Source organism: Dyadobacter linearis (assembly GCF_907165045.1).
Taxonomy (GTDB): Bacteria; Bacteroidota; Bacteroidia; order Cytophagales; family Spirosomataceae; genus Dyadobacter; species Dyadobacter linearis.
This window is the reverse complement of sequence record NZ_CAJRAU010000005.1, coordinates 62,420-87,414: the sequence shown is the minus strand read 5'-3', so window position 1 is coordinate 87,414 and position 24,995 is coordinate 62,420. Positions and strand designations below refer to the sequence as shown.

At 44.2% G+C, this 24,995-nt stretch carries 21 protein-coding genes and 1 tRNA gene; 10 read left to right on the top strand and 12 right to left on the bottom strand.

Annotated features, from left to right (window positions below; translation table 11 throughout):
• Positions 1-58: 58 nt before the first annotated feature.
• On the top strand, positions 59-808 hold the full coding sequence (locus KOD92_RS17345; RefSeq protein WP_215234861.1) for a hypothetical protein: 750 nt from the start codon (positions 59-61) through the stop codon (positions 806-808).
• Positions 809-835: 27 nt separating this feature from the next.
• Positions 836-1,948 carry an Rv1355c family protein gene (locus KOD92_RS17340; RefSeq protein WP_215234860.1) on the top strand — a complete coding sequence of 371 codons (1,113 nt, stop codon included), beginning with the start codon at positions 836-838 and terminating at the stop codon, positions 1,946-1,948.
• A gap of 21 nt (positions 1,949-1,969) precedes the next feature.
• Here the strand turns inward: KOD92_RS17340 and KOD92_RS17335 are convergent, their stop codons facing one another.
• Positions 1,970-2,218, bottom strand: coding sequence for a hypothetical protein (locus tag KOD92_RS17335; protein WP_215234859.1), 249 nt, complete (start codon positions 2,216-2,218; stop codon positions 1,970-1,972).
• Positions 2,219-2,360: 142 nt separating this feature from the next.
• Between KOD92_RS17335 and KOD92_RS17330 the strand changes: the two genes are divergently transcribed.
• The gene (locus KOD92_RS17330) at positions 2,361-3,998 is read left to right on the top strand and encodes an ABC-F family ATP-binding cassette domain-containing protein (RefSeq protein ID WP_215234858.1); all 1,638 of its coding nucleotides are present in this window, start codon (positions 2,361-2,363) and stop codon (positions 3,996-3,998) included.
• A 125-nt stretch (positions 3,999-4,123) separates the two neighbouring features.
• Here the strand turns inward: KOD92_RS17330 and KOD92_RS17325 are convergent, their stop codons facing one another.
• From KOD92_RS17325 to KOD92_RS17315, 3 genes are all read right to left on the bottom strand, one after another.
• The gene (locus tag KOD92_RS17325) at positions 4,124-4,645 is read right to left on the bottom strand and encodes a nuclear transport factor 2 family protein (RefSeq protein ID WP_215234857.1); all 522 of its coding nucleotides are present in this window, start codon (positions 4,643-4,645) and stop codon (positions 4,124-4,126) included.
• A 525-nt stretch (positions 4,646-5,170) separates the two neighbouring features.
• Positions 5,171-6,025 carry a nucleotidyl transferase AbiEii/AbiGii toxin family protein gene (locus tag KOD92_RS17320; RefSeq protein WP_215234856.1) on the bottom strand — a complete coding sequence of 285 codons (855 nt, stop codon included), beginning with the start codon at positions 6,023-6,025 and terminating at the stop codon, positions 5,171-5,173.
• Positions 6,022-6,660 carry a type IV toxin-antitoxin system AbiEi family antitoxin domain-containing protein gene (locus KOD92_RS17315; RefSeq protein WP_215234855.1) on the bottom strand — a complete coding sequence of 213 codons (639 nt, stop codon included), beginning with the start codon at positions 6,658-6,660 and terminating at the stop codon, positions 6,022-6,024. Before KOD92_RS17315 ends, KOD92_RS17320 begins: the two co-directional genes overlap by 4 nt.
• A gap of 252 nt (positions 6,661-6,912) precedes the next feature.
• On the opposite strand from KOD92_RS17315, the gene KOD92_RS17310 reads away from it, so the two are divergent.
• Positions 6,913-8,073, top strand: coding sequence for an alpha/beta hydrolase family protein (locus KOD92_RS17310; protein WP_215234854.1), 1,161 nt, complete (start codon positions 6,913-6,915; stop codon positions 8,071-8,073).
• Positions 8,074-8,100: 27 nt separating this feature from the next.
• Here KOD92_RS17310 and KOD92_RS17305 read toward each other — a convergent pair whose 3' ends face one another.
• A complete protein-coding gene (locus KOD92_RS17305) occupies positions 8,101-9,759 on the bottom strand; it encodes a PQQ-dependent sugar dehydrogenase (protein ID WP_215234853.1) in 1,659 nt (552 codons plus the stop codon).
• Between the two features lie 359 nt (positions 9,760-10,118).
• On the opposite strand from KOD92_RS17305, the gene KOD92_RS17300 reads away from it, so the two are divergent.
• The 3 genes from KOD92_RS17300 (at position 10,119) to KOD92_RS17290 (ending at position 13,027) form a co-directional block, all read left to right on the top strand.
• Complete coding sequence (locus tag KOD92_RS17300; RefSeq protein WP_215234852.1) at positions 10,119-11,003, top strand: sce7726 family protein; 885 nt, start codon at positions 10,119-10,121, stop codon at positions 11,001-11,003.
• A 9-nt stretch (positions 11,004-11,012) separates the two neighbouring features.
• Positions 11,013-11,951, top strand: a complete 939-nt coding sequence (locus KOD92_RS17295) for a sce7725 family protein (protein WP_215234851.1) — start codon at positions 11,013-11,015, stop codon at positions 11,949-11,951.
• A gap of 110 nt (positions 11,952-12,061) precedes the next feature.
• Positions 12,062-13,027, top strand: coding sequence for an RES family NAD+ phosphorylase (locus KOD92_RS17290; RefSeq protein WP_215234850.1), 966 nt, complete (start codon positions 12,062-12,064; stop codon positions 13,025-13,027).
• 144 nt (positions 13,028-13,171) lie between these two features.
• On the opposite strand, the gene KOD92_RS17285 is transcribed toward KOD92_RS17290, so the two are convergent.
• Positions 13,172-13,954 carry a hypothetical protein gene (locus KOD92_RS17285; RefSeq protein ID WP_215234849.1) on the bottom strand — a complete coding sequence of 261 codons (783 nt, stop codon included), beginning with the start codon at positions 13,952-13,954 and terminating at the stop codon, positions 13,172-13,174.
• Positions 13,955-14,341: 387 nt separating this feature from the next.
• On the opposite strand from KOD92_RS17285, the gene KOD92_RS17280 reads away from it, so the two are divergent.
• Positions 14,342-14,629, top strand: coding sequence for a hypothetical protein (locus KOD92_RS17280; protein WP_215234848.1), 288 nt, complete (start codon positions 14,342-14,344; stop codon positions 14,627-14,629).
• Between the two features lie 120 nt (positions 14,630-14,749).
• On the opposite strand, the gene KOD92_RS17275 is transcribed toward KOD92_RS17280, so the two are convergent.
• Complete coding sequence (locus KOD92_RS17275; RefSeq protein WP_215234847.1) at positions 14,750-17,851, bottom strand: choice-of-anchor Q domain-containing protein; 3,102 nt, start codon at positions 17,849-17,851, stop codon at positions 14,750-14,752.
• A 140-nt stretch (positions 17,852-17,991) separates the two neighbouring features.
• Complete coding sequence (locus KOD92_RS17270) at positions 17,992-18,390, bottom strand: nuclear transport factor 2 family protein (protein WP_215234846.1); 399 nt, start codon at positions 18,388-18,390, stop codon at positions 17,992-17,994.
• Between the two features lie 143 nt (positions 18,391-18,533).
• Here KOD92_RS17270 and KOD92_RS17265 point away from each other — a divergent pair, with 143 nt between their 5' ends.
• Both KOD92_RS17265 and KOD92_RS27745 read left to right on the top strand, forming a co-directional pair.
• Entirely contained in the window at positions 18,534-19,415 is an 882-nt protein-coding gene (locus KOD92_RS17265) for an AraC family transcriptional regulator ligand-binding domain-containing protein (protein ID WP_215234845.1), read from the top strand.
• Between the two features lie 12 nt (positions 19,416-19,427).
• Positions 19,428-19,598, top strand: a complete 171-nt coding sequence (locus tag KOD92_RS27745; protein WP_215235202.1) for a helix-turn-helix domain-containing protein — start codon at positions 19,428-19,430, stop codon at positions 19,596-19,598.
• Positions 19,599-19,602: 4 nt separating this feature from the next.
• Here KOD92_RS27745 and KOD92_RS17255 read toward each other — a convergent pair.
• The 4 genes from KOD92_RS17255 to KOD92_RS17240 all read right to left on the bottom strand — a co-directional run bounded on the left by KOD92_RS17255 (position 19,603) and on the right by KOD92_RS17240 (position 24,929).
• Positions 19,603-19,679: transfer RNA gene (locus tag KOD92_RS17255), tRNA-His, on the bottom strand.
• A gap of 139 nt (positions 19,680-19,818) precedes the next feature.
• Positions 19,819-20,424 carry a superoxide dismutase gene (locus tag KOD92_RS17250; protein WP_215234844.1) on the bottom strand — a complete coding sequence of 202 codons (606 nt, stop codon included), beginning with the start codon at positions 20,422-20,424 and terminating at the stop codon, positions 19,819-19,821.
• A 65-nt stretch (positions 20,425-20,489) separates the two neighbouring features.
• Positions 20,490-20,942 carry a nucleoside deaminase gene (locus KOD92_RS17245; RefSeq protein WP_215234843.1) on the bottom strand — a complete coding sequence of 151 codons (453 nt, stop codon included), beginning with the start codon at positions 20,940-20,942 and terminating at the stop codon, positions 20,490-20,492.
• A 78-nt stretch (positions 20,943-21,020) separates the two neighbouring features.
• Entirely contained in the window at positions 21,021-24,929 is a 3,909-nt protein-coding gene (locus KOD92_RS17240) for an Ig-like domain-containing protein (RefSeq protein WP_215234842.1), read from the bottom strand.
• Positions 24,930-24,995: the final 66 nt, after the last annotated feature.

The following is a 24,995-nucleotide window of genomic DNA, read 5'->3' as shown; positions in this document are numbered from 1 at the left end:
GATATCTGATTACTTCAAATGCATTTGTTCAATTATTCAATGTCTAAATATTAATCCAATGGAATTTAACTTTCAGCAACTACTCAGCGATTTTGAACTTAGAGAACTATCAAGCGAAGCCGATATTATTGATCATTTGGCATTAAGAACAAGAATCTATGAAAAGGAATATTCAGGTGAATATGTCGACAATAAGTACGATTTGCTGCCAAGCGACTGGAAGGCAAATCTGATCGGAATATTTTTGAATCGGCAGCAAATTGCTACGATCAGGGTTGTGACAAGACAAGTTAATGAAGCAATTGAAAAGCAGCTATATACGATCAATGAAAAGTTTGGTCTTAACATCAAACCGGATATCTCCGGTTGTCTGCCGACTGAATATGCTTTTCAGATAAATTCCAAAAATAGCATAACTAATAAAGATAGAACCGTAGAGCTGAGCAGGGTCGCTGTTTCAGATGAATTTCGTGGTTTGGGCTTGTGCAGATTTGCTATGCTGGCAGCAATAGGGATTTCAATTCTGGATAATCACAAATATTGCCTTTACTCGTGCTCGGTAAATTCGGTTAAATACCATGCAGATCTGGTGCCTATGATGAAGGGTGTAACTGCGGAGCAAAATGACAATGGTTATCCTGGTTTTAAATTTCCCACTTCGTCAGCCGCGGTACTTTCAGAGTTTCAGAATATGTCGCAAACCCATATGAACCAGGCAATTATAGCGGGCGTGGTTTGCAGGTATGGGACGGGTGTATTGGATACTAGTCAGCTCGCAGATGTGCATCAATTGTCCTCATCGAAATAATCAGCTTTTTAAATACAGAAAACTTTAATGGAGATATTCACAAAGCTTGCCGAAAAAATTTCGGACAAATCAGAAGCTACATTTAAACCTATTTTCTTTCGTCTCAATAATCTGAATGATAAAGAAAAACTAGAAGTTCTTGTTGACAATAACCCTGATATTTCAGTATTCGATACAATTTATGATCAGCTTTTTGAGCTTGTAAAAATAGAAAATCCGGCTGTTAAACTGAGTCCGGAACAATCAAATGCCCGCATAGCAAAACACCTTGGTGAACGCACTTTTCATGAATATGGTGTATGGGTTTTTTATCCGTGGAGCAGGCGACTTGTCCACCTGCTTGATGAGAAGGAATTTATTAAAGTCAGGACAAACCGCAACAATTATAAAATTACTCCGGAGGAACAGCAAATACTGGGAACGAAAAAGATTGGCATTATAGGTTTGTCGATCGGGCACGCTGTGGCTATGACACTCGCTACGGAAAGATCGGTAGGTCAATTGCGTCTGGCCGATTACGATACGATAGAACTTTCGAACTTAAACCGCATTCAAACAAGCACGCATAATCTGGGCATGAACAAGTCCGTTGTTGCCGCCCGCGCCATTGCAGAAATCGATCCGTTTATTAATGTGCAGATTTATCGCGAAGGAATTTCAGAAACCAATATCAATGATTTTCTGACTGATGGTGGAAACCTTGATATACTGGTGGAAGTATGCGACGGCCTGGACGTTAAAATTCTGGCGAGAGAACATGCCCGGCATTTTAAAATTCCGGTTGTAATGGACACGAGCGACAGGGGAATGATTGACATTGAGCGTTTCGACAAAGAACCGGAACGTCCGATTTTACACGGGCTGCTGGCTGACATTGATCCGGCAGGTTTGAAAAATTTGTCGGCAAAGGAAAAAATACAGATGGTAGGTAAGATTATTAATTCAGATGAGATTTCGAGTCGCCTTAAAGCCTCATTGAACGAGATAGGGCAAACCATTTCATCCTGGCCGCAATTAGGTTCAGCCGTGGCACTGGGCGGTGCCATCACCACAGATACCTGCCGCAAAATCCTGCTGGAAACGGATATCAGATCGGGGCGCTATTATGTGGATATCGATGGGATAATATGCGTTGAATAAAAGCTTCCAAAACCTATCCTGTTAACATCCAGCATATTCCGGGCGGAAAAGTCCGTTCAGTGCGGCGATTGTTTTTTCCACAATCTTCCTTTCGTCTTGCAGTACAATGTAAGGATTGGGATCGTCTGCGTGTATTTCTTTAATAACTCCCTCAGCCCGTTCCAGTCCGTTGATATCCAGAATCATTTCCGCTTTTGCTCCACGGTCTTTGATATCTTTCAGCATTTCCAGAAAGCTCTCATTTACTGATAATGTTGTGCGTAAGTCCATATTTTTATCTAATTGTCTTTTGTGAAATATTTGAATGAGATGTAAAATCCTCACTTGAAAAACGCTTGCGATTAACAATTAATTCAATGCTGTTGATCAATGATCGTATCATCGTACATTTGCGGCTTCAAAAAATGAGACGATGATTACAGTTGAGAATTTGGCCGTTGAATTTAGCGGTTCCACGCTTTTTAGTGAGGTTTCTTTTGCAATAAATCCTACTGATAAAATTGCCCTGATGGGTAAAAATGGAGCAGGGAAATCCACCATGATGAAAATCATTGCGGGGGAACAAAAGGCCAATCGCGGCCATGTACGCGCGCCCAAAGACGCCGTAATTGCTTATTTGCCACAACATTTATTGACCGAAGACAACTGCACCGTTTTCGAAGAAGCCGCCAAAGCATTCAAGCAGGTTTTTGAAATGCGCGCCGAAATGGAAAGACTTAATCACGCACTCGAAACCCGCACGGATTACGAAAGCGATGAATATATGGCCATCATCGAGCAGGTTACCGAAATCGGTGAAAAATATTATCAGCTGGAAGAAGTCAATTATGACGCCGAAGTTGAGAAAGCATTGAAAGGATTGGGATTCAGGCCGGAAGATTTTCAGCGGCAAACCAAGGAATTCAGTGGAGGCTGGCGGATGCGCATTGAGCTGGCCAAAATCCTTTTGCAAAAGCCAGACCTTATTTTGCTAGATGAGCCTACCAACCACATTGACATTGAATCCGTGATGTGGCTGGAAGATTTCTTGGTCAATAAATCCAATGCCGTAATGGTTATTTCCCACGACCGGGCCTTCATCGACAACATTACCAACCGCACCATTGAAGTTACAATGGGACGGATTTTTGATTACAAAGCCAACTATTCGCATTATTTGGTGCTGCGCGAAGAACGCAGGTCACACCAGATCAAGGCGTATCAGGAACAGCAGAAAATGATTGCGGATAACATGCAATTCATCGAACGCTTCCGCGGCACATATTCCAAAACCAACCAGGTTTCCTCCCGCGAACGCATGTTGGAAAAACTGGAAATCATTGAAATTGATGAAATTGATAACTCAGCGCTGAAACTCCGTTTTCCACCTTCTCCAAGGTCAGGCGACTATCCGGTTACCGTGAAAGATGTGTCCAAATCCTACGGCGATCAGATGGTGTTCAAAAACGCCAGCATGACGATTTCGAGAGGCGAAAAAGTCTCATTCGTCGGCCGGAATGGCGAAGGTAAATCAACAATGATCAAAGCCATCATGGGCCAGATCAACGTCGAAGGAACCTGCCAGCTTGGACACAATGTGAAAGTCGGCTATTTCGCACAGAACCAGGCATCGTTACTGGACCCGAACCTGACGATTTTCCAAACGGTCGACGAGGCCGCAGAAGGAGACGTAAGAACCCAGATCAAGAATATTTTGGGCGCATTTATGTTCCAGGGCGAGGATATCGACAAGAAAGTAAGCGTATTATCCGGCGGAGAAAAAACCCGCCTTGCCATGGTGAAGCTGCTCCTGGAACCCGTAAACCTATTGATTCTCGATGAACCTACGAACCATTTGGATTTGAAATCAAAGGATGTTTTGAAAGAAGCACTGAGGAACTTCGACGGAACATTGGTGCTGGTTTCCCACGATCGTGACTTTTTACAAGGGTTGTCTCAGAAGGTTTTTGAGTTTAAGGATAAGCGTGTGATCGAGCATTTCGAGACGATTGACGCGTTTTTGGAAAGGAATCGGATTAAGAGCATTGCGGATTTGCAGCTGGCGAAGTAGTTGACGATTACCGCCAGATCAGATCTATATGCTGAAACAAAATTAAGATTCAAACTTTCGGCAACAATATCAGCTTGTCGCCGAAAGTTTGAGGTTAAGACCCAACTTGTCGAGATCTGCGCTTCTTATTGCTTTTTACCTTCCAGCAGCCAGCCTGCATATGCAATTTTCCACTGTCCGTTGTGTTTTTCCAGAAATCGGGTTTCGCGGCTGAGCCCAGGCATATCCAATAACGGCTCTCCTGTATCCGTGCCATACTGATCGAAAGTGACCCAGGCAGCATCCTTAAAGATTCGGACATTGATATTTTCCCGCCGTACATTCTGTGGGTTGGGCTTCGGAAAGTCCTTCATGTATCCTTTGGTTCTACTGTCTCTTTCATCCCATCCTTTAACTACGGTCACCCCGCCATCTTTCCACCAGCCCATTGTACGGATATAGGGTGCATGTACCCAGCAAGCTGCCCATTTGTCATAGTCCTTGTCCCAGAAGGCTTTGGATTCGGTGTCAATCAGCTGCAAAATCTGTGTCTGCTCTTTGTCGTAGTCAATTGCCACGGGTGCTGTTTCCTTGCTGATAGCAGCCACGTAAATGCTGGCTATAAAGAGTAGGATGATAATGGTTTGGATGCTTGTAATTTTCTTCATAATAATAGATGGATTTAAAAAGTATATTATTTTTTATTGCTCGGATAGCCTGGGTGCATACTACTTTACTATATACTTGCCGCGTCAGCGACAGCATTTAACTCGATATTTGAATTGTTTTGGAGGCCAATGTTTACTTCAACATTGAGCACTGCGGCACGTTTTGTGCTAAAAATCCTTTATTAAGACCCTTACAGCGGGTAGAATTGGGGTGCAAATATGTTGCCAGCTAATAACCTGGTACCATATACGCAAGGCGAAAAAAATGATTTCACCATTTACTTTGTAAGTCTTCTTCTCGATTATATTATTGCTTATCGGTTATCTTATTGCTTGGCCATTTATTTAAGAACAAATTTAGGCTTGGCGCGGACGCTAAGGATTAAACATATCTTAATAATTATAAAAGATTATAAAATTCAGGAGAACGTACGCTGCGCGGATTAGAGTCCAAGATTACCGACAGGTGAAAGAAGTTTGAACCTAATAGTGAAAGAGAGATTATTTTTCTGCGTAGCGAGACCGTTATACGCCCAATTTTAGCTTGGAAACTAAATCATGAAAATACTGCGGACTCCATATATCCAGGACGTTGACATTCGGTATAAATCTCCTTATATCGTCCTTGATCCGCTGGAAGTTCACTGAATCTATTTTTGCATTCAGCAACACCTGAAACTCCGCTTCACTGATACTGTCATGCTCCCAATCTCCGCTATCTTTCGCACGTAGCGCGAAGTGTTTCAGATTCAATGTAACTCCTTTTCTGATATACCATTCCATATCATACCAGTCGCGCCCCTTCACATTATCCTTCCATTTCCTGAAAAGCAGCGCATGCATTTTACCGGCGAAAAGGTCGGAAATGCTGAAACATTTTACATAAAATGAAAATGGTTGGAGTAGCAGTTTTTCTTCGGTATCAAATCCCGGAGGTGGCATCGTGTCGACTTCCAGTTTGATCTTGATACTGGCAGTTTGTCCTAATCCCTGCTGCGGCACAACGCCTTCCAAAACCAGCTCGCGCCAAATCGTTTCCGATTTCAGGAATGCAGAATCAATGTTGGACTTAACTGCTTTTTGCTTTTCCTTAATCGACACATGCATGCCCAGTGCTTCAAATTCATCGACTATCGCGGGCAAATAGGTGTTGATTGAAAAATTGGGATCTGCTTTGAGCAGCGAAAAGTCGAGATCTTCGGAAAAGCGGTCCAATCCATAAAAAATTCGGAGCGCCGTGCCACCATAAAACGCAGCCTTTTCAAAGAAACCTTTCCTGTAAAGCCCAGCCAATGCAACTTCCTGCATAATTTCACGCAGCGCCTGAGTTGCATCCTCCTTAGTAGCGGGGTTGTAGCTTGCGAGCCAATCTTTAATCATAGTTCGTTGATGAGTTTTATGACTTGAACCAAACTCTCACGTTTCGGCGAATCGCTCAGCCAGGTCTCCATTGCCTGCACATCCAGCTGCTTCAACTGATCTTCGTCCATTCTCAGGTTTTCAATCAGGTATTCACCGGCTGCGATTTTACTACGGAGTTTTAAGCCTGCGGTATTAATTACTTTATCGAATAAAGCTTTCTCCGGCGATGCGATGAGTGCATTTTGATTTTCACCAATCTCTACCTGCCGAATCCCGAAGCTGTAATAAGGCAGCGGCATTCGTATAAAATTGAATGTCCCTGTCGAGGTATCAAACTTCCGGGAAGCTTTGGTAGTAGCGGAGGATACCTCAAAAACCCGCTCCGGGATTAACCCATGATAGGAAAGCGCGCTGTCAAAAGAAATATAACTCGGCCCCAATATATGATTCGCCAAGAGAAAAGGCTCAGTACGCTTTTCTGAAATCCTGGTAGATGGTAAATACAAACCTTTCTTTACAGGTTCGATCACACCTGCTGAGATTAGTTCATGGATTTTATCATTTGGACGTTTGTAGCCTTTCAAGAGCGAAATCAGCAGCTGATGGGTTAGCGGCTGGGTGGAAAGGTTCCTTATGTTTTGCGCGAAATCCATGTGTAAATTTAGCAAGATAATCGGTTATCGTCCGATTATCTTGCTAAATAAATACAATATGACTCAGCGCTTCTCCGCATGATAGTAATGACGGTTAAACCTTCATCCAGCAATGCCATCGAAATTGAAACCAAATTCTGATAGTCGACGGAACATATTAGGTGATGTTAACTTAAATAACAAAATGTTCTAATACGTGAAATTTATATTTTTAGGCTTATTTTCTAGTACAGCTCAATATTTCACTCCTATATGTTCCTTTTTAAAGCAGCTTCTGTTTTTCTGTTCTGTTTACTTGCTTCACTCACATTCGCGCAGCCCACAACTAAAAGTATTACCGCAAAGGAGGCTGTTGCTGAGGCAGAAAAGGTAATTTCTAATTATAAAGAGAATTACCGGTCAGAGGCGGAAGCAGATTGGGAGAATGGGAAAATTCAGATTGGCAGCGACAGTTTGCTTTTCACAGTTAAGGTTTTTGGTGAAAAACCTAAGGATGGTCGCAGCATGTTTATTTCTATGCACGGTGGTGGCAATGGTCCGGCATCAATGAACGATCAGCAGTACAAAAATCAGCAAAGGCTGTATAAACCTGCCGAGGGCGTCTATTTCGTGCCGCGCTCGCCATCGAACACGTGGAATATGTGGCACCAGGAGTCGGTAGATGGTTTGCTCGAAAAAGCTATTCTGGACGCAGTAATCATGGAAGATGTTAATCCGAACAAAGTATATGTAATGGGATATTCCGCAGGCGGTGATGGCGTGTATCAGCTCGCCCCGCGCATGGCCGATCACTGGGCAGCCGCCGCGATGATGGCCGGGCACCCTGGCGACGCGGCAATTCTGAACCTGCGGAACCTGCCGTTTTTCCTGGCTGTAGGTGAAAAAGATGCCGCATATAACAGAAATGCGTTGCTAACCGAATGGTCAAATAGGTTAGACTCTCTGCAAGCAACCGATAAAGGCGGTTTCATTCATGATGCGCATTTAATGGCCGGTATGCCGCACTGGATGAAACAACAAGATACAATTAGTGTCGCCTGGATGGCCAAATTCAAACGCAATCCATATCCAAAAAAGATAAACTGGATTCAGGACGATGTGGTGCGCAAGCATTTTTACTGGCTCTCTGTTCCGCAGGGTTCAGCAGTGAAAGGGCACACGGTTTTTGCATCTTACCACGGCCAGGAAATCGACATTCAGAAAAATGATAACGATACATTATACATTCACCTGAATGACAAAATGATGAACCTGGACAAGCCAGTCACCATCCAGCAAAATGGTAAAGTGCTTTTCAAAGGGAAAGTAGCCCGTAAGACTGAGCTCATTCAACAGTCGTATGCGGATCGCAGGGATGCTGATTATATTTTTTGTAGCAGGGTTGCGGTGGTGAATGGTAAGGTGACAATGTGATTGATAAGTAACTGGCAAAAAACAACTTCAATCCTTCACTAATTTCAATCTCTTCACAACACCAAAACTTCCATCCTCAACAGACAGGTTATAAACCCCGAGTGGGTAATTATTTAAGTCCAGTTCCACTTTGGTTTCTGATGTGATTTTTTTGCTTAGCAGCAAGCGACCTGTCATGCTATACAGGCGGATCGTCTCTCCCGGCCCGACACCCTTGATCATAAATTTGTCTGACGCCGGATTTGGAAAAACCGTGATACCCAAATTAAAAATAGGTTTGGCATAAACCACGCGACTCCATTGATAACTGTTGTCCCGATCGACCATTTTAAGACGGTAGTAATTAGAATTAGGAAAAGGTAAATCATCCGAATAGGTGTAGTTATCGCCTTTTCCAGATGCTGAAATTGATTTTAATGGCTGAAATTTCTTTCCATCTGCACTGTGTTCCAGCTCAAAATGTGAAAAATTAGTTTCCATTGTGGTCTTCCATTTCAGTTGAACAGCGTTTTCGATTGGCTGGGCAGTAAATGATTCCAACGTCACTGGAAGGGGATCATTTGGAAGGGTCAATTTCCCTAACGTGCCATCGAAAAACGAAACCACATACAACTCGCCCTGCTGATCTTCCCCAAACGAAATAAGGGACGGATATGAGACATTGGGAATAAAACCCTGATACCCGTTTGGAACAATAACGCCGATGTTAAAAGACTGATAATCCCCATAGAAATAAGTGCCTTTCAACGATGGATACTTGGCCCCTCGGTACACGTACCCGCCCATAACCGAAGTGTTTGTCTGATTTGCATTGTTGGTATAGCCTGGGTAAGTGAATTTGGGAGCGATGAAAGTACTTGCTATGTCGCAATTGCAATTTCTATAAACGGAATTTCCTTCCATATAGTCCCACCCGAAATTTCTTGGTGTAGTGGTATTAGAGGCACTGAAAAAATTGACTTCTTCCCATCCGTCGTGTCCATTATCCCCGATCCAGAGATCGCCGGTTGACCGGTCGAAACTGAAACGCCATGGATTTCGCAGGCCCAGTGCCCAGATACGCTCGGTTGCATTTGATGCTGTTGGCAGGTTGTTAAGATCAATTTTCAATATTTTTCCAAAGAGCGTGGACATATTCTGGGCGTTATTTTCAGGATCGCCCGTCACGCCCCGGCTTCCCGGCCCATTGTCGCCTGTGGAAATGTATAACTGATTGTCTTTCCCAAAAGCCATGTCACCTCCCCGGTGCCCGCCCAGGACGTCGGTGTACGGAATGGTTAAAATAGGTGTTTCTGTGGAACCGGCAATGTCTGAGGTGGCGTTGCCTGCACGTTGAAATCGGGAAATCTGTACTTCAAACTTGCTTTTTACAACATACATTACATAAAAATAGCCATTGCTCAGGTAGTTTGGATCGAATGCTATGCTATAAATCCCAGCCCAATCCGGATCGTTAATTTTGCTGCTGATATCCAAAAATGGAGTTGGCAGAATCGACCCGTTTTTAACCACCTTTATCCTCCCGCCCATCTCCGCAACAAACAACCGCGAATCACTCGCATGCGTAATTTTGACCGGCCGCGTAAATCCAGACAGATAAGGTTCAATAACAATCGCCGGCTGAGCCAGAACAATTCCACCAAGTAAGATCTGAAAAAAGAGCAGGTGTAAAACTTTTAGTTTCATAGAGCGAACCTGATGGAATGGTGTATAATATTACAAATTTGATGGGGTAAATTTTTGTTTTTGCGCGGAGGTATTGTGTGAGATTGGGCATTGCGCGAGTTAGCTCCGCATTATATCTGGGAGGGGATGGCGAAGATGGTGGTTGGGTAGCTGAGAAGTTAGTCGATGCACATTCATAACAAGTCAGCCGGGAGCGCGTTTTGTCTTGGAGGAGGTTCCTGCTTCGATGAAAACCACCGATCTCATGGACATCTTGCGAGCGTCACTTAAAGATCTGATTTTTCGTTACGTTTGTAGTGTAAATCATTTAGTCTTTTGTAGTGTGTAATAAGTTTGCCGCTGTGGGATATATAAAACTTATGGAAACACAAAAATCACATAACACATTGAATACTAGGCCACTTTCCCGGCTAATAAACAATTCTGCCTTTAAGCCATTGATAACAAACAACATGGCGGGCGCGTATGTGAATAGAATGAAAAAACTACTTTCCTGGGAAACCATGGAAGGGAAGAGACCAGAAACGGTTAAGGATCTTATTCAGCATGCTTATCAACATTTACTGAGCGGGTACCGCTACGAATACCTTTACAAATCATCCCTGCTCAATGATTTTATTCTCAAAAATTATTCGTTGGACGATACAATCTTGCTGAATGAGTTTAGAATCGGAAAGTCCAAAGCTGACGCTGTTCTAGTGAACGGTACGAATAAGGTATTTGAAATTAAGACAGAATTAGATTCCCCAGAGCGCTTAAACTCCCAGATTGCCGATTATTACAAAGCTTTTTCGGAAGTATATCTTATTACGCATTGTAGCGAAGTTGAAAAGTACAAGCAGATATTACAACCAGAAGTTGGAATACTTTCTTTTTCAAACGAAGGGAAAATAGATTTATATAGAAGCTCCATCATCAATGAAAGTATGCTGGATTGTGCCGCAATGTTGAAATCGCTTCGTAAGCATGAATATTTAGAAATGACAAGGCTCACTTGTGGCCACATTCCTGATGTATCTCCTGTCATGCTTTTTACAGCTTGCTTAAAGTTATTGAGACTTTGCGAGCCGAAAGTAGTCCAAAAAAGATATTTGGAGGTAATAAAAAAGCGAATCAATAAAAGTACTAATAAGATGATACTCTCGGGTGATTTACCTGACTATATAAAATTTTCATGCTATCATCATAATTTAGATTCTAGTTCTTACATTACTTTGATAAAGCGATTGAACAGTAAACTTTAAACCCTTCCTATGTACTTTCCCTTTCTTCGTGGAAAACAATTTGAGCTTCTGGCATTAAGAGAGCTGGTGAAACTACCTTTGGATCCAGCGAAGATATCGCCTATCATTGAGCCGGTAAAGAAGGATTTGAAAGGAATATCAACAGTTGCAGTTGCACTAGACAAACTGAATCTTCAAATTCAGTTAATCGTCAACCCGGAACATGGAGATCTAAAAAATAAAAGCGCTGAAATTTTAGATTTCATTTCTAGACTTCAAGCCCAAGGGTTTAGGAACATAGTCCCTACCTTTTTAATTAATAGTGAAAAAGATTTTGGTTTCTTAAAATCGACAATCGCTGAAAATGGTTATGAACAATCGGGATACAGCATAGTTCAATTGAACCAAATATCTTCGACGGCGCAACTTGCAGAGCTCGTAAATAATACATCGGCACAAAATATTTTTATTCAAATCAATCACATTTTTGGACTGAAAAGAAAATACAAAAAAGAGGTTGTATCTTACTTAAATGATCCATTTGTAAAGCAGAAAAAAAATGCTGATTACGAGCATTACCCTGATGAGAATTTCTCAAATGATTACTATTATTTCAAAGAAGAGAATTACAAGGGCTACGCAGACTATCTTACAATCGGCGGGGAATACATCGAAGGAGGAATGCTTCCGTATGCAGTCGCAATACACCTTACATATAAAGATCCTGACAGCGAGGATATTAGAATTCATCACTTTCTGTCCGACAGCAATGACGGTATAGAAGATACTGCGGGTAAATTCTACGAGGCGTTAACAAAGTTGGTAAATTTTGTTGATCATCATCGATTCGACTCTTTGGCCATTAGGCAGTTTAAAGATTACTACTACCGTCAAGCATTTCCCGGCTTGGGCATTATTAAAAAGCTCTCCATCATGCACCACATCGAGTTGGTGCAATCTCTGCTTTAATTATGTTTTGCAGTGCTAATTGTTTCACTGACCAAGCGTTAAAGGACTTTGTCGGTTCTATGTCGACCACCACGGGACTGTGTCAGTTTTCGAACTCGACTGCGGTCCCATTGATTCATTTAGGCCAACTTGCTGATAAGTTTGACAACTTGCTCTCCACATATGCATTGGTTTCAAGTTTTAATCCTGGTGATCCGCATGGTGAGCCAGTGTTGCTTTTCGACCATATACTATCATACTGGCCCAATCTCTTTAATAGGGAATTATTAAATGTCGCACAGTGTCAACTGTTACTGCAGAATATCGCCAGAGAGTCCGCAAATTATAGTGGTAATCTGTTTGTAGAACAAGTTTATTTTAATCCAATCTACAATGAGGATGCCCTCGTGTTGGGTTTGAAGTGGGATGTATTTGCTAATGAAATCAAAAGTAAAAATCGATTCTTCCTTACAGAAAAGATTGATACTGATACTCTGGGATCTGTGTTTGAGCGACTCAACAAGACATATTTACCAGGTAGCGCTTTTTATCGGGGCAGGATCTCGGATACATTGCTTCCAGTTAATAAAATGGGGAAGCCACCTATGGAAAAGACAGGTGCGGGAAGAGCGAACCCTGTTGGTATTCCCTATCTATACATTTCAAGTGATCCAGAAACAACGCTGTATGAAACGAGAATAAGTTTACATGAAACCATTACCCTTGGAGATTTTGTCACTAATGCGCCGGTAAGTGTAGTGAGTCTAAAAAATGTGGATGAGTATGGTCCTTTTGATATAGAAAATAAGGGTTTTACGATCGATGAGTTTATAAGAGTCAAGCCATATTTACTAAAACTAGGATCTGAGCTATCCAAGCCAGTTAGAAAGCAGGATAGTGATCTAGATTACCTTCCGACACAGTTTTTGTGTGAATTTATAAAGTCGATTGGATTTGATGCGGTGGAATATAGAAGCGCCATGAACCCATCGGGATTTAATCTAGCCGTTTTCAACGATCATAAGCTGACGTGTATAGATACACGGTTTTATCGGGTTAACGAATTGCAGTACACTTGGGAGCCGGTAACTGTATAGTAACTGTTTAACTCCAAATGGAAGTAGTGGTAGCATCGTAGAAGTAGAGATGCAGATCTATGACACCTCTGGGTTTCTTTCTATTAATCGTTTTCCTGTCTTCAACTATTTTTGCTGCTTTCAAAATGATCTGATTGTCATTTATTAGTATATACTTCTTGGGAATTCATCCAGTTTTTCTTCCCAATCAACTTCCGGGGATAATTTTCGATGGTCAAAGTCATTCAACTCTAGAAATTCAATAAGACCTGAAAATCTTTTTTTGTATAACTCATAAGTTGTTAAATACTTTGAACGAATATATTCATCTTGATGAGTGTCGATTTGATTTTTTAAAAACTTAAAATACTTCGCGTCCAGGTCCAATAGAGATGGGCCTTCGAGCAAAATCCAATCTATGGGGAAGGCAGCTTTAGGCCAATTTTCAAAATCTCCTATACTTTGATTCGGGTACACAAAGTCAAATTTGTCGTTGTATTCGATTGTCCGAAATATGTTAAGGTTACTAGATATGCTTTTATCGACAAATAAGCCAGTACCAGTTATTTCATGTCCATTGTCTTTTTGATAGGCATCGATAAGTGCTTTCCCGTAATATGAGTCGAAGTGTTTATGCTTTGTATACTTAAATTCTCCAAAAGTTAAAACTCCGCGGAAAACTATTCCAAGCTGGACACAATGGTAGAAAAGTGATTGACTAGCTTCACAGGCATACATCAACATAGTCTCACGAGCCTCTTTTGACCTCGGGTCGTGTTTTAAAAAACAAATAATGGTATCCGAAAATATTAATGTTTTAAATGCTTCATCCATAAATACACGCAGAGTATCAACTCTTTCGAACAAATCATCTATCCTGGGATCATTTTGCTCAACCATTTTCTTAAACCCAAGGATGTCGAGATAAAGTAAATAAGTAGATGTCATAGACATTGGAGGAAATCATGAATACGTTGCCCGCAATACTTCTTATCAGATGTTCGGAGCTTATGTTTGGATTGTAAGGTACGCATCCCGCTACCTAAAACCAGAACCATAACTCCATTATCAGCATTGATGATTTTCAATTGTCTTGAACCACGACCTACTCCGCCACTCTACTAACCGTTAATTCATTCCCCAACCACCCATCCAAATTTTCCCCTATATTTGCCCCGCAAACATTTTAAGAACATCTATGAAATTTTTAAACAAATCCAGGCCAAAATGGCCTTGGAGAGGCACACGGGTGCAAGTCCCGAAACCTGGACGAGATGTTCTTTCGTTGATGTTTGCGGTGACCTCTCCTTTTCATTTCACCCAAATCCATTTTCAATGCAAACATCAAATGGTCCAGGAATCGACTCGAATGCAAATTCAGTCAACGCAACGAATGATGCACGTCACGCATTGGATGTCGGCGCTACGCTGACGCAACGGCAGGCAGATTTTCTGTATATCGTCGATTGTCAGGGCTGTCGGGAATTATCGCAATCGCTCAAAATGATCCACGATCTGGCTCTTTATCACTCGGATATCCCGTTTGATCAGAAAGAAAAGTCAGCTCTCTTTGACTTGAAAGTGCTTTGGGAAGGGCTCGAACAAATGGGGGCGAAGGCTTAGAGATTAGGGGACTGTTGGCGACAGTCCTTTTTTGTTTTTGGATATTTGGCGAGCAAAAGCAACTTATGAAGTCCCCTTCAGATTAGAAAAGGACTTCATCGTATGCTGAACTAGTTTTCCTCACTCTTTTACAAACTTTTCCGCTGTCCCGTCCACGAATTTCAAAACGTATGTTCCGGTTGCCAATGATTCGGTGTCGATCTGTTGCTGGTTGTTCGTGATCACAATCTTCTGCACCAGCCGCCCGGTTGCATCATACAGTGCAGCGGTACTTTTCAGCAAGGCATCGCCAACCTGGAACGTCACCACAGCTCCCGCCGGGTTCGGATATAGCGCAGCGGAATTTCGATCGCCAGTAAGTGAGATGATCTTGCTGTAAGTATAAGCCCCATCAAGATGGTTCCGGTCCGGCGTACCGGCCGCGCGATCAGACATTTTCAGTCGATAATATACCGTTCTGCTGTAACTCGTCCGGTCGTTGTAGCTGTATTGATGATCTCCGCTGCCGCCTGCATCCAATGTCGCGATCTTAATGAATTTCTTTGCATCGGCGCTGCTCTGGACTTCAAAGTTGTCTGTGTTGACTTCGCTGGAAGTGCTCCATTGCAGCAAATTATTTCCCGCCTCTTTGGTTGCTGTGAAGCTGATCAGATTGAGCGGCAATGCGGTTTGTATTGTTTTTACAAAAAATCCACTGAAACCTGTCACGTCAAAACTCACTTCCCAGCGGCCCGCATCTGCGTTCCACTCCACTTTTCCATTGGCTTCCGATGGCGTAATGGTTTCAATGGCGCCTTTATACGAGCTCGGTAATCCAAATTCAGTATCGCTAATCCCCGAACGCTTTTCGATACGAAGGTTTGCTTTGTAACCTTCCACATCCTCAGCGTCGACTGGTAGCGGAATTGGGCTTACCAGATTGAAATCCGTGAACTCTTGCTGAGTAAAATACAGGGTAACTTTTGCGGTTGCATTGAGCGCATTTGTCTCCGGCTGGATCTGGTAATGTCGTTTGAGATAGTTTGTCGGCTGGTTACCCTCCACCCAAACTTTTGCAGAAACGGCTCCGTTCAATGCTGCTCCGTCATTTGGTGAGAGGTAGGCCAGGAGCTTGCAATTTGATCCATTCGTGGTAAGAAGTAGGTCCCCGGAAACAGTAGCCGTGGCCACATCGCCGTTCAAAGCAAGTTCGCGCGCCGCGCCGCCAAACTCGTATGCACCCATATCCACTGCATTTTCTCTTATTCTTGGCTTGCTGTCCAGATCAGTAGTGATGCTGGAAAAATCAGGAGTTTGACCCGTTGCGTAATAATTATATCCTGTGTTAACCGCAGGGCTGCATGGCTGTAACCGGTAATCGCCCCCGGCAGCGTTCATAAAAAGCGGATCAATATCCGGGACAGGAGGATCGACCGGGTCAATTGTTTTGTTTGATTCCACAATGCTGTACTCAATCGTCGTAGTACTACCGGCAGTATATGGATCATTACGTATTCCATTTTGATTACCATAAATAATACTATTACGCAGCTTGGGAACAGAAGCCCCACTATTGCTCATTCCTACACTGAATCCACCTGGAGCACTGTTACCGGCAATTGTACAATTAATAAGCGTTGAGGAAGAGTTGGTGTTACCTACTCCGATGAATACACTGGTACCGACATTGCCAGTGATTGCACTGTTGATCAGGACCGGAGCTCCTTCATTAAAACCAACGCCAAACTGGGTGACACCGGTAATCACAAGATTGACCAGTATTGGGGAGGCCCTAAAAGTGATAACGCCCCCGCTGCCACCTGTTATTGTAAAGCCATCTAATACTGCCTTTGGCTGTTCAGCATTGTCATTATAATATTCTACAACATTGTTGCTTCCCGTTCTCCGCAGGATACTTTTGTTGGAGGTAATAGACAAATCCCGGTCAGCAAGACTTGTTTCCGTTCCGGCAAAACCGCCATACACATTCACCCCTGGCCTGGGAGTGAAAGCCGCCTGTTCCGCCAGGTAAGTGCCGCCAGCTACCCATATCTGGCCGCTGAGGGTAGAAAAGATGGCCTGCTGGAGACTGCCCATCGCACAATCCCAGGTTGTGCCATTACCGGTTCCTCCCTCTCTCACAAAGGTGACTCCCGGAGTTGGGGCAGCGCGTTCCTGCTGATATTCATAAGCCCCCATATCCACTGCGCTACCGCCAAAAAAGCGGGATTGGCCGTCCACGTCAGTGGTTATATCGGATATCTCGGGCGTTTGACCGATGGCGTAAACAGTGTTGCTTCCAGCGTTCACGGCCGGGCTGCAATACTGTAAGGTGTAATCTCCCAATGCAGGATTGCTGAAAAGGGGGTCTGCCTGAATTATAGCAGGATAACCGTACATAAAAGCACTTCGTGAGTATACCAGACTGTACTGGATGTCTATCGAACTGCTGACATCGTTTTGGAAAGCGGTGTTATTGGCGGAAATAATGCTGTTACGCACTATGGGTGAAGACTCGCTCGCATTTGAGATACCAATTCCAAAATCTGATGCTACACTTACTACCATTGTACAATTGATAATTACGGGTGAGGATGTCAAATTTAACATGCTGACTGAACCATTGTCTACAATTGTGCAATTAATCAGGATTGGAGAAGACCCTATATTGCCCACTCCGCCGGCACCATTACCAGTGATTTTAAGATTAACCAGCGTGGGGGATGCTGAGCTATTATATATACCAATCTGTAAGCCTCCTGTGACTGTAAACCCATCCAACCGGGTAGCAGTGGTGAGTGCGGTACTATTGCCCACGACAAAGCTCTTGACACCGCCAGCGCTAAGGATGCTTTGATTGGCAGTGAGTGTCAGATTCCGGTTGGCAAGGGCGCCTTCTGTGCCGGCAAAACCGCCATATACCTTTACTCCCTCCTTCAATGTAAAACCGTTACTACTCGATGGCACATTGTATGTGCCACCAGCTACCCATACCTCATCCCCACTTTCGCTGCCATCGATCATCGCCTGCAGATCATCACTTGCAGTCGCCCAGGAAATACCCGTTTTATCACCAGCGCCGGATGGTGTGACAAAGGATATTTTTGGTGGTGGGCTTGGTAAAGCATAAGCACCTGATGAAAAAAGGCTCAGAAACAGAAAAATGGATAAGAAAAGCGATGCGCGAAGAAGGCAAGAATACAGAGAAGACTTACTTTCTACAGGATGTAAATGTTTAACCATATAGTACTAAGGGAAGAATTTAAGAGATTCAACAAAGTACCGCGTTTCGTTAGTCAAAACCTACAAGAAAAATGGGCTAAATAGCTGTTTTATCGAAAGTTATCTCCCTGACTTACCTTTTCCAGGTGAATAAGGGAACATCATCTTTTCCAGAAATGATCTTCCTGTTCCGGATCAGTTGAAAAAACTTCTACTTTACTAATCTTGCCGGAAGCTATCGTATACACATCAATATTGGTGACGTTAAGGACAGCCCCGGAAGGTTTCTGTGCTGTCCAGTCAAGCACTGCGGCAACACGATCATTATTAACACTGATTGTACTGAAATTCTTTAATTGCAGCGTATTACCGGACACTTCAAACATTTTCCCCACCATCTCGAACACCTTTTCTTTTGAATCTTTCTCGCCAGAAATCTCGTTGTTGCCCGGCTGCGACCACTGCACCTGAGCATCAAGTAAGTCACCGACTTTTGCCAGGTCAACTACCTTTACTGCATTCAAAAATTCACTTACTACTTTGGCTGAATCTGTGCTCATGATCTGTTATGTTTTAGTTCGGCAGCAAATTTCAGACCTTGCGTTCAACAAGAAGTTACCTATAAACGACATCCGTTTATCATTTCCCGCCAAGTGTTGCCAGGCCAAATGCAATGCGATACTTTTGAATAAAAGCTTATTTCATGGAGAATCAGCATAAGAAACTCATGTTTAGCCTGGTGGCTTATGCCGCCCAGCGGGACATTCCGGCTGCACTGCTGTTGCGGTCGTCAAATGTCACTTTTGAAGAAATGCATGATCTAAGTGCGCCACTCAGCACGAAGCAGACTTCGGATATTTGGCTCAATGCTATACATTTAACAAAGGATAATCTGCTTGGTCTGCATTTTGGAGAATCATTGCAGCTGGCGGCGCTCGGAGTTGTCGGGGAGATAATCAAGACCAGCGAAACGGTAGGAGATGCACTGATCGCCGCAGCCAGATTGACCCACTTGATATCAGAAACGATACGATTGGAAGTGATTAAAATGGATCAGCACTTTTCAGTTTTGTTTATACCAACAGACAAGAACTGGCAGCAAGATACGGTCACTGTTCAAATGCTGGACTTGCTGCTGGTATTGGTAATACATGAACTTGATGGCTTGATGCTAAAAAAACTGAGTCCTATCTGGGCCAGTTATGCCGGCACTATTGCAAAGCCGGCAGAATATGAAAGGGTGTTGCGATGCCGTCCCGAGAGCAACGCAGGCAGCACCGAATTGAGATTTGACCATTCTTTTTGGAATGAAAGAATTATCACCTCGAACTATCAGCATCAAAAATTATTGCTGGAGCAGGCCGGCCTAACCGTCAGTATAGACAGTAGCAAATCTCGTCTGGCAGACCGCATATCTAATTATCTAACCTGCAATTCCTATTTGGGAATGATTGTGCTGGAAGATATAGCTTCCAATTTTGCCATTAGTCCCCGGACGCTGCAACGTCGGTTGCGGCAAGAAGGCACCAGTTTTCAGCAATTGACCGACGAAGTCAGGAAGACACAGGCGCTCGCATACATTTAAGAAGGATCTTACCTGGCCAAGGAAATCTCATATCTGCTAGGCTATAACGAACTGAGTGCCTTTACCAGAACCTTCAAACGGTGGACCGGCCAGACTCCTGCGGCTTACCATCGGAATTTTATTGATTGTGAAATAAAGCCAGGCACGAGTACACAAAAAAAGGTCCCGAAAGGGACCTTTTAAAATTTGGGGAGGGAGACGGGTCTCGAACCCGCGACCTCTAGAACCACAATCTAGCGCTCTAACCGACTGAGCTACAACCTCCGTTTAACTTGTATCGATTCAGGGAAATCTTAAAGGGTAACCCCGTTTCAAGGACACAAAAGTAGCAAAAGGTTTACAGCTTGCAAGAATTTTTATCTAAAAATTTCGCTGCTATAAACCTTTTGACATTATTCAAATATTAGCTCGCAGAAGTGTAAAGTGCGTCAGCAGCTTTCCAATCCACTACATTCCAATATGCGTCGATGTAGTCAGGACGCTTGTTTTGGTATTTCAGGTAGTATGCGTGCTCCCAAACGTCTAGACCGATAATCGGCGTTCCTTTGGTTTCAGCAATGTCCATCAATGGGTTATCCTGGTTTGGAGTCGAAGTGATCGCAACGCCGTCGCCTGATTTGATCAACCAAGCCCAGCCTGAACCGAAACGGCCTGTTGCTGCTTTTTTGAACTCGTCTTTAAATGCTGCGAATGAACCGAATTTAGCTGTGATCGCTTCCCCTAATTTACCGGTTGGCTCACCGCCGCCGCTTGCAGAAAGTGATTTCCAGAAAAACGCATGGTTCCAGTGACCGCCGCCATTGTTACGTACCGGTGCTGGTGCCTTGCTGATATTCGCGATAATTTCTTCTATGCTTTTGCCTTCCAGTTCAGTGCCTGCTACCGCTGCATTCAAGTTGGTAACATAAGCCTGGTGGTGACGGTCGTGGTGAATTTCCATGGTCAATGCATCGAAATGTGGTTCCAATGCATTGTTTGCGTAAGGTAAGGGATCAAGTGTAAAAGCCATTTTCAGTGTAGTTTAATGATTAATATATTAATGTGGCACTAGAAGGCTAACAGCAGATGAACGCTTTATGTTCTTAGTTGTCTAAAAAATTTGAGCAGCAGCTGCTGAGATTCGTCTGCCAAAATCCCATTTACCAGTTGTGTTTTGGGGTGTAAAACGGGTTTGCCGAGCTTCGTAAATCCGCGTTTTTCATCTTTTGCGCCGATAACCACCCGCTTCATTTGTGTCCAATACAACGCGCCTGCGCACATCACACAGGGTTCCAAAGTCACGTACAGTGTGCAGTCGGTTAAGTACTTAGAACCGAGGTTGTCGGCAGCAGCTGTAATCGCGATCATCTCTGCGTGTGCAGTTACATCATTCAGTCGCTCGGTCTGATTGTATCCTTTTCCGATAACGCGCTCACCGATCACGACTACCGCTCCAACAGGTATTTCGCCTTCCTCATAAGCCTGCTCCGCCAGCCTGAGCGCTTCTGCCATGAAATAATTGTCCAGTATATCAGCTTGTATATTCATTTGATCAAAATTGCTGGTTACAAAAAAGGGACATTCATCTTGAAATGAATGCCCCTTTTTTCAAAAACTTTTATAAAACTAAGGTTTCATCACACGTTGAACGGTGCTCAGATTGCCATTTTGAATGCGGATCAGATACAAACCGGAAGGGTAGCTGCTGAAATCCACTTCGGTTGTTTTTTGCCGAATAGACTTCATGCTCTTCGATCTTCCATTTAAATCTATCACCTCAACACTTGCCTGTTTTGGGTTGATATTGCCGGTTACTTCCACAGTACAAACCGACTGTACAAGTGTAGGATAAACTTTCACCCAATCCGCAGGCTGCTGAGGCTCAACACCCAAAATCGGATCAACCTGAACCCTCGCAGAACCCGCTCCTCTGCCGGTACCGCAAGTATTGGTCACCTTTGAAATCGTGTAAGTAACCGTTGCAGGAGGCGCGATCTGGAATGTGTACGGACTAACCGAAGCCGTGATCAGCGTATCTTTTGTACCATTGCTCAGGGTGAAAGTCCACGGCGCCTTTCCTGTGGTCTCTACTTTAAGGCTCGCTTTTTCACCAACCAGGATCGTTTGCGCGCCGGATAATGTTGCAACCGGCAACGGACTCGCAGAAATAGTGATGGAGCTAACGCTTCCTTTTACCAGAAACTCAGGATTATCGCCTGAGCTGATCACGCGCAGATAGTAGTTACCACCTTTGGTCGTGTCAGGGAAAGTGGCAGTTATTGAATTTCTCGTCGCAACGGAAGGGATCGTGAAAAATTTGCTATCCTGGTTCTCAGTGGCGATCTGTACTTTGAAGGTATTTTCAGCCGGAAAATCGCCTGATTGCTGGAATGGTACCACGAAACTTTTGCCCGCGCAAGCTTCGGCCGTCGACGGATTGCCTGAATTGATCGTCGGGATCTTTACGGTTACCAGCGCTTGTCCGCCCGGAATACCTTTTCCACAAGCGTTTGAAACTTCTGTCAATAAGTAGGAAGTGGTTGTGCTCGGTTTCACAGGCACCTGGTGGTTGGCCTGATCGGTTGTATCGGTTGTTCCATCCGATAAGATATAAATCCACGGCCCATCACCTGTAAACTTTATATTAATATTGGCGGTCTCTCCCAGATCAATAGTTGAGTTACCCGAGATAGATGCGGAAGGAAGTGATTTGATATGAATTTTAATTTCTTCTTTCGGACTCTCACAGCCATTTACAGTGCCGGTCTGAGTTACATAAAACGAGTAATCCTGCACCTTATCAGTGAACGGCGTGTAAGGGAATCCCTGCCATTCCGTGGTAGTCGCGTCGCGATACCATTTCAATATTGTTCCTGTTGCATCAAGTATCGGAGCCTTTTCGCCCTGGCAATATTCCAGGTAGTTTGTCGTAGCCGGTGTTGGAGTAGTATTGATTTTTACGTCAATTTTTGCACGGTCACCCAGGCAGCCTTCCAAAGTCTGACCAACATAATAGGAGGTAGTTCCGCCTTCGGCTGTGGATGGGGTAGGAGGGGTATCGCTCGAAGTTCCACCACTTGCGTCTGTCCCAAACCAGTTGAGGGTAGCTTTCGCCATTGGTGTCGCTTCCAACGGAGTCGCAGGCAAAAACTGGCAATATTCGATCAATGGTTTTTCAATACCTGGCAGAGTCGGAAGTGGCTTAATGCGGACTTTCTGAACAACTCTTGTCGCGCTTTCGCAATTCTTACCGCTCAACTGAGTCACGTAAAAAGTCTTTTCACCCGGCGTATTCAACTTGGCAGTCGGCGTGGTTGTGGTAGCGGTTCCGCCGGTTGCGACAGTATACCATTGCAACGTATTTCCGTCTGCTGCTTTCGTCGGGAAAGTGTATGTTTTGTCCTCACGATCCTGGCAAAATACATCGGACAATGCCGGTAAAGCTGCCGGAGTAGGATTTACAATAACATCTTTCTTGGCACGTGGACTTTCACAAGATAATGTACCGTAGGTATTGGATTGTGTTAAATAATAAGAAGTCGTTCCCGCAGCAGTGGTGGTTGGCGTTGGTCCGGCAGCAAGCGGATTTCCTCCTGTTGCTACTGTGTACCATTTATAAACTCCGCCGGTCGGTGTAAGTGCCACCGCTTTTTCGCCTACACAGTAATTCGTGGCAGTTACTATTGGAGCTACGGGGGTATCTTTAATAACTACGTCAATCTTCGCACGCGGCCCTTCGCAGCGGCCAGCTGTTGTTTGAGAAACGTAATAGCTGGTTGTACCTGTGGTTGTAGTCACAGGAACGGGCGCAGATGCTAACGCAGTACCGCCTGTCGCGGCTGTGTACCAGGTCAGGCTCGTCCCGGTGGCTGTTAATGCTGTTGCAGTAGAATTTTGGCAGAGATTAAGCACTGCTACAACCGTGGGGGCAAGTGAGAAACTTTTAACAGTTACGACGATTTCAACCCGCTCGCTTTCACATTTCGCATTCGGCGCTTTTTGACTTACAAAATAACTGAATGTGCCAGCCACATTTGTTTTTGGAACTGGTGCGGTAGTAGAGCCCGTTCCGCCAGATTGAGTTGTGTACCAGAGAGTTGTATTTCCGGTCGCACCTTTTGCGGTAAGTGCAGTTGGTGATTCGTTTAAGCAATAATTAACATCAGCAACAGTTGGTGCGGCAGGCGGAACGCAGGCAGAAACGGTAACAACAATTTCCGCTCTGGCGCTTTCGCATTTGTCAACGGTCCGGGATACCCAATAGCTTTTTGAGCCAGCCGTAGTTGTTAATGGAGTTGGCGCAGTTGTTGATCCGGTTCCACCAGTGGCAGCATTGTACCAAAGTAGCCCGGTAGCAGGCGCTGCAGATAGCGGCTCTGCTTTATCTCCCACCGTGTAACTTATATTATCAACAGTTGGAGCAGCAGGAGGCGTACACGCAGAAACTGTCACTGTAATCTCTGCTCGCTCGCTTTCGCATTTATCAACTGTCTGAGATACAAAATAGCTCGTAGTGCCGACTTTATCTGTTGAAGTTTTTGGGGCGCCTGATAAAGGAGATCCGCCCGTTTTGGTTGCATACCATTTAAGTCCGGTTCCTATTGCAGTCAGCACTTTTTCAACATCACCCACTTTTTGCGTCACATTTGCGACAACCGGTGCATCCGGCGGTGTACAGGCAGAAACTGTTACCACAATCTCAGCCCGCTCGCTTTCGCATTTGTCAACTGTTTGAGATACAAAATAGCTGGTCGTGCTAGCTTTATCTGTTGAAGTTGTTGGTGCCCCGGATAAAGGAGATCCGCCCGTCTTGGTTGCATACCATTTGAGTCCACTACCTTTTGCGGTCAGCACTTCTTCATTATCACCCACCTTCTGCGTCACATTTGCGACAACAGGCGCAGCCGGCGGTGTGCACGCAGTAACAGTTACCACAATCTCAGCCCGCTCGCTTTCACAAGTACCAACGGTTTGAGAAACAAAATAGCTTGTTGAACCCGGTGTGTCTGTATCCGGGACTGGCTTGGTACCAAGTTCTGCTCCACCTGTCGCAGCAGCATACCATTTCAAACCGGTCCCGGCGGCAGTAAGAGTCGCCGTTTTACCTTGCTCAACACTCACTTCGGCAGTTACCACAGGTGCAGCAGGTATTGCGTTCACTTTTAATGCAGCACTTTCAGTTCCTTCGGTTTTGATCACCGCAGCCAGTATCGAAACTACCCTGATTTTATAAGCAGCCCCCGGCGAGGTGGCAGCAGGGATAGTAGCAGTGATCGGGCTGGTCGCCGAGGAGCCCACTACGGTCGGGGCGGCCCCGAAATCTCCGGCGTCATCCGAAAGCTGGGCCTGATATGTCGTAAGTGCTGGTATTGTGCCTGTTGCAGTGAATGGAACTTCGACCTCGCCGCCCTGGCAAACGGTGTTCGGAGCTAGTACTCCAGTGGTAATGGTTGTCTGTCCGAAAGAAGTTGCCGCGTAGAAAAATGCGGCGAGGAATGTGATTAAAGCACTGTTTCGGGTAAATGGTTTTTTCATGTATTGGTCTGAATATCTTTCCGCTAACCTATTGTCTGGTAAAGTTAGAGATATTTTTCAAATACA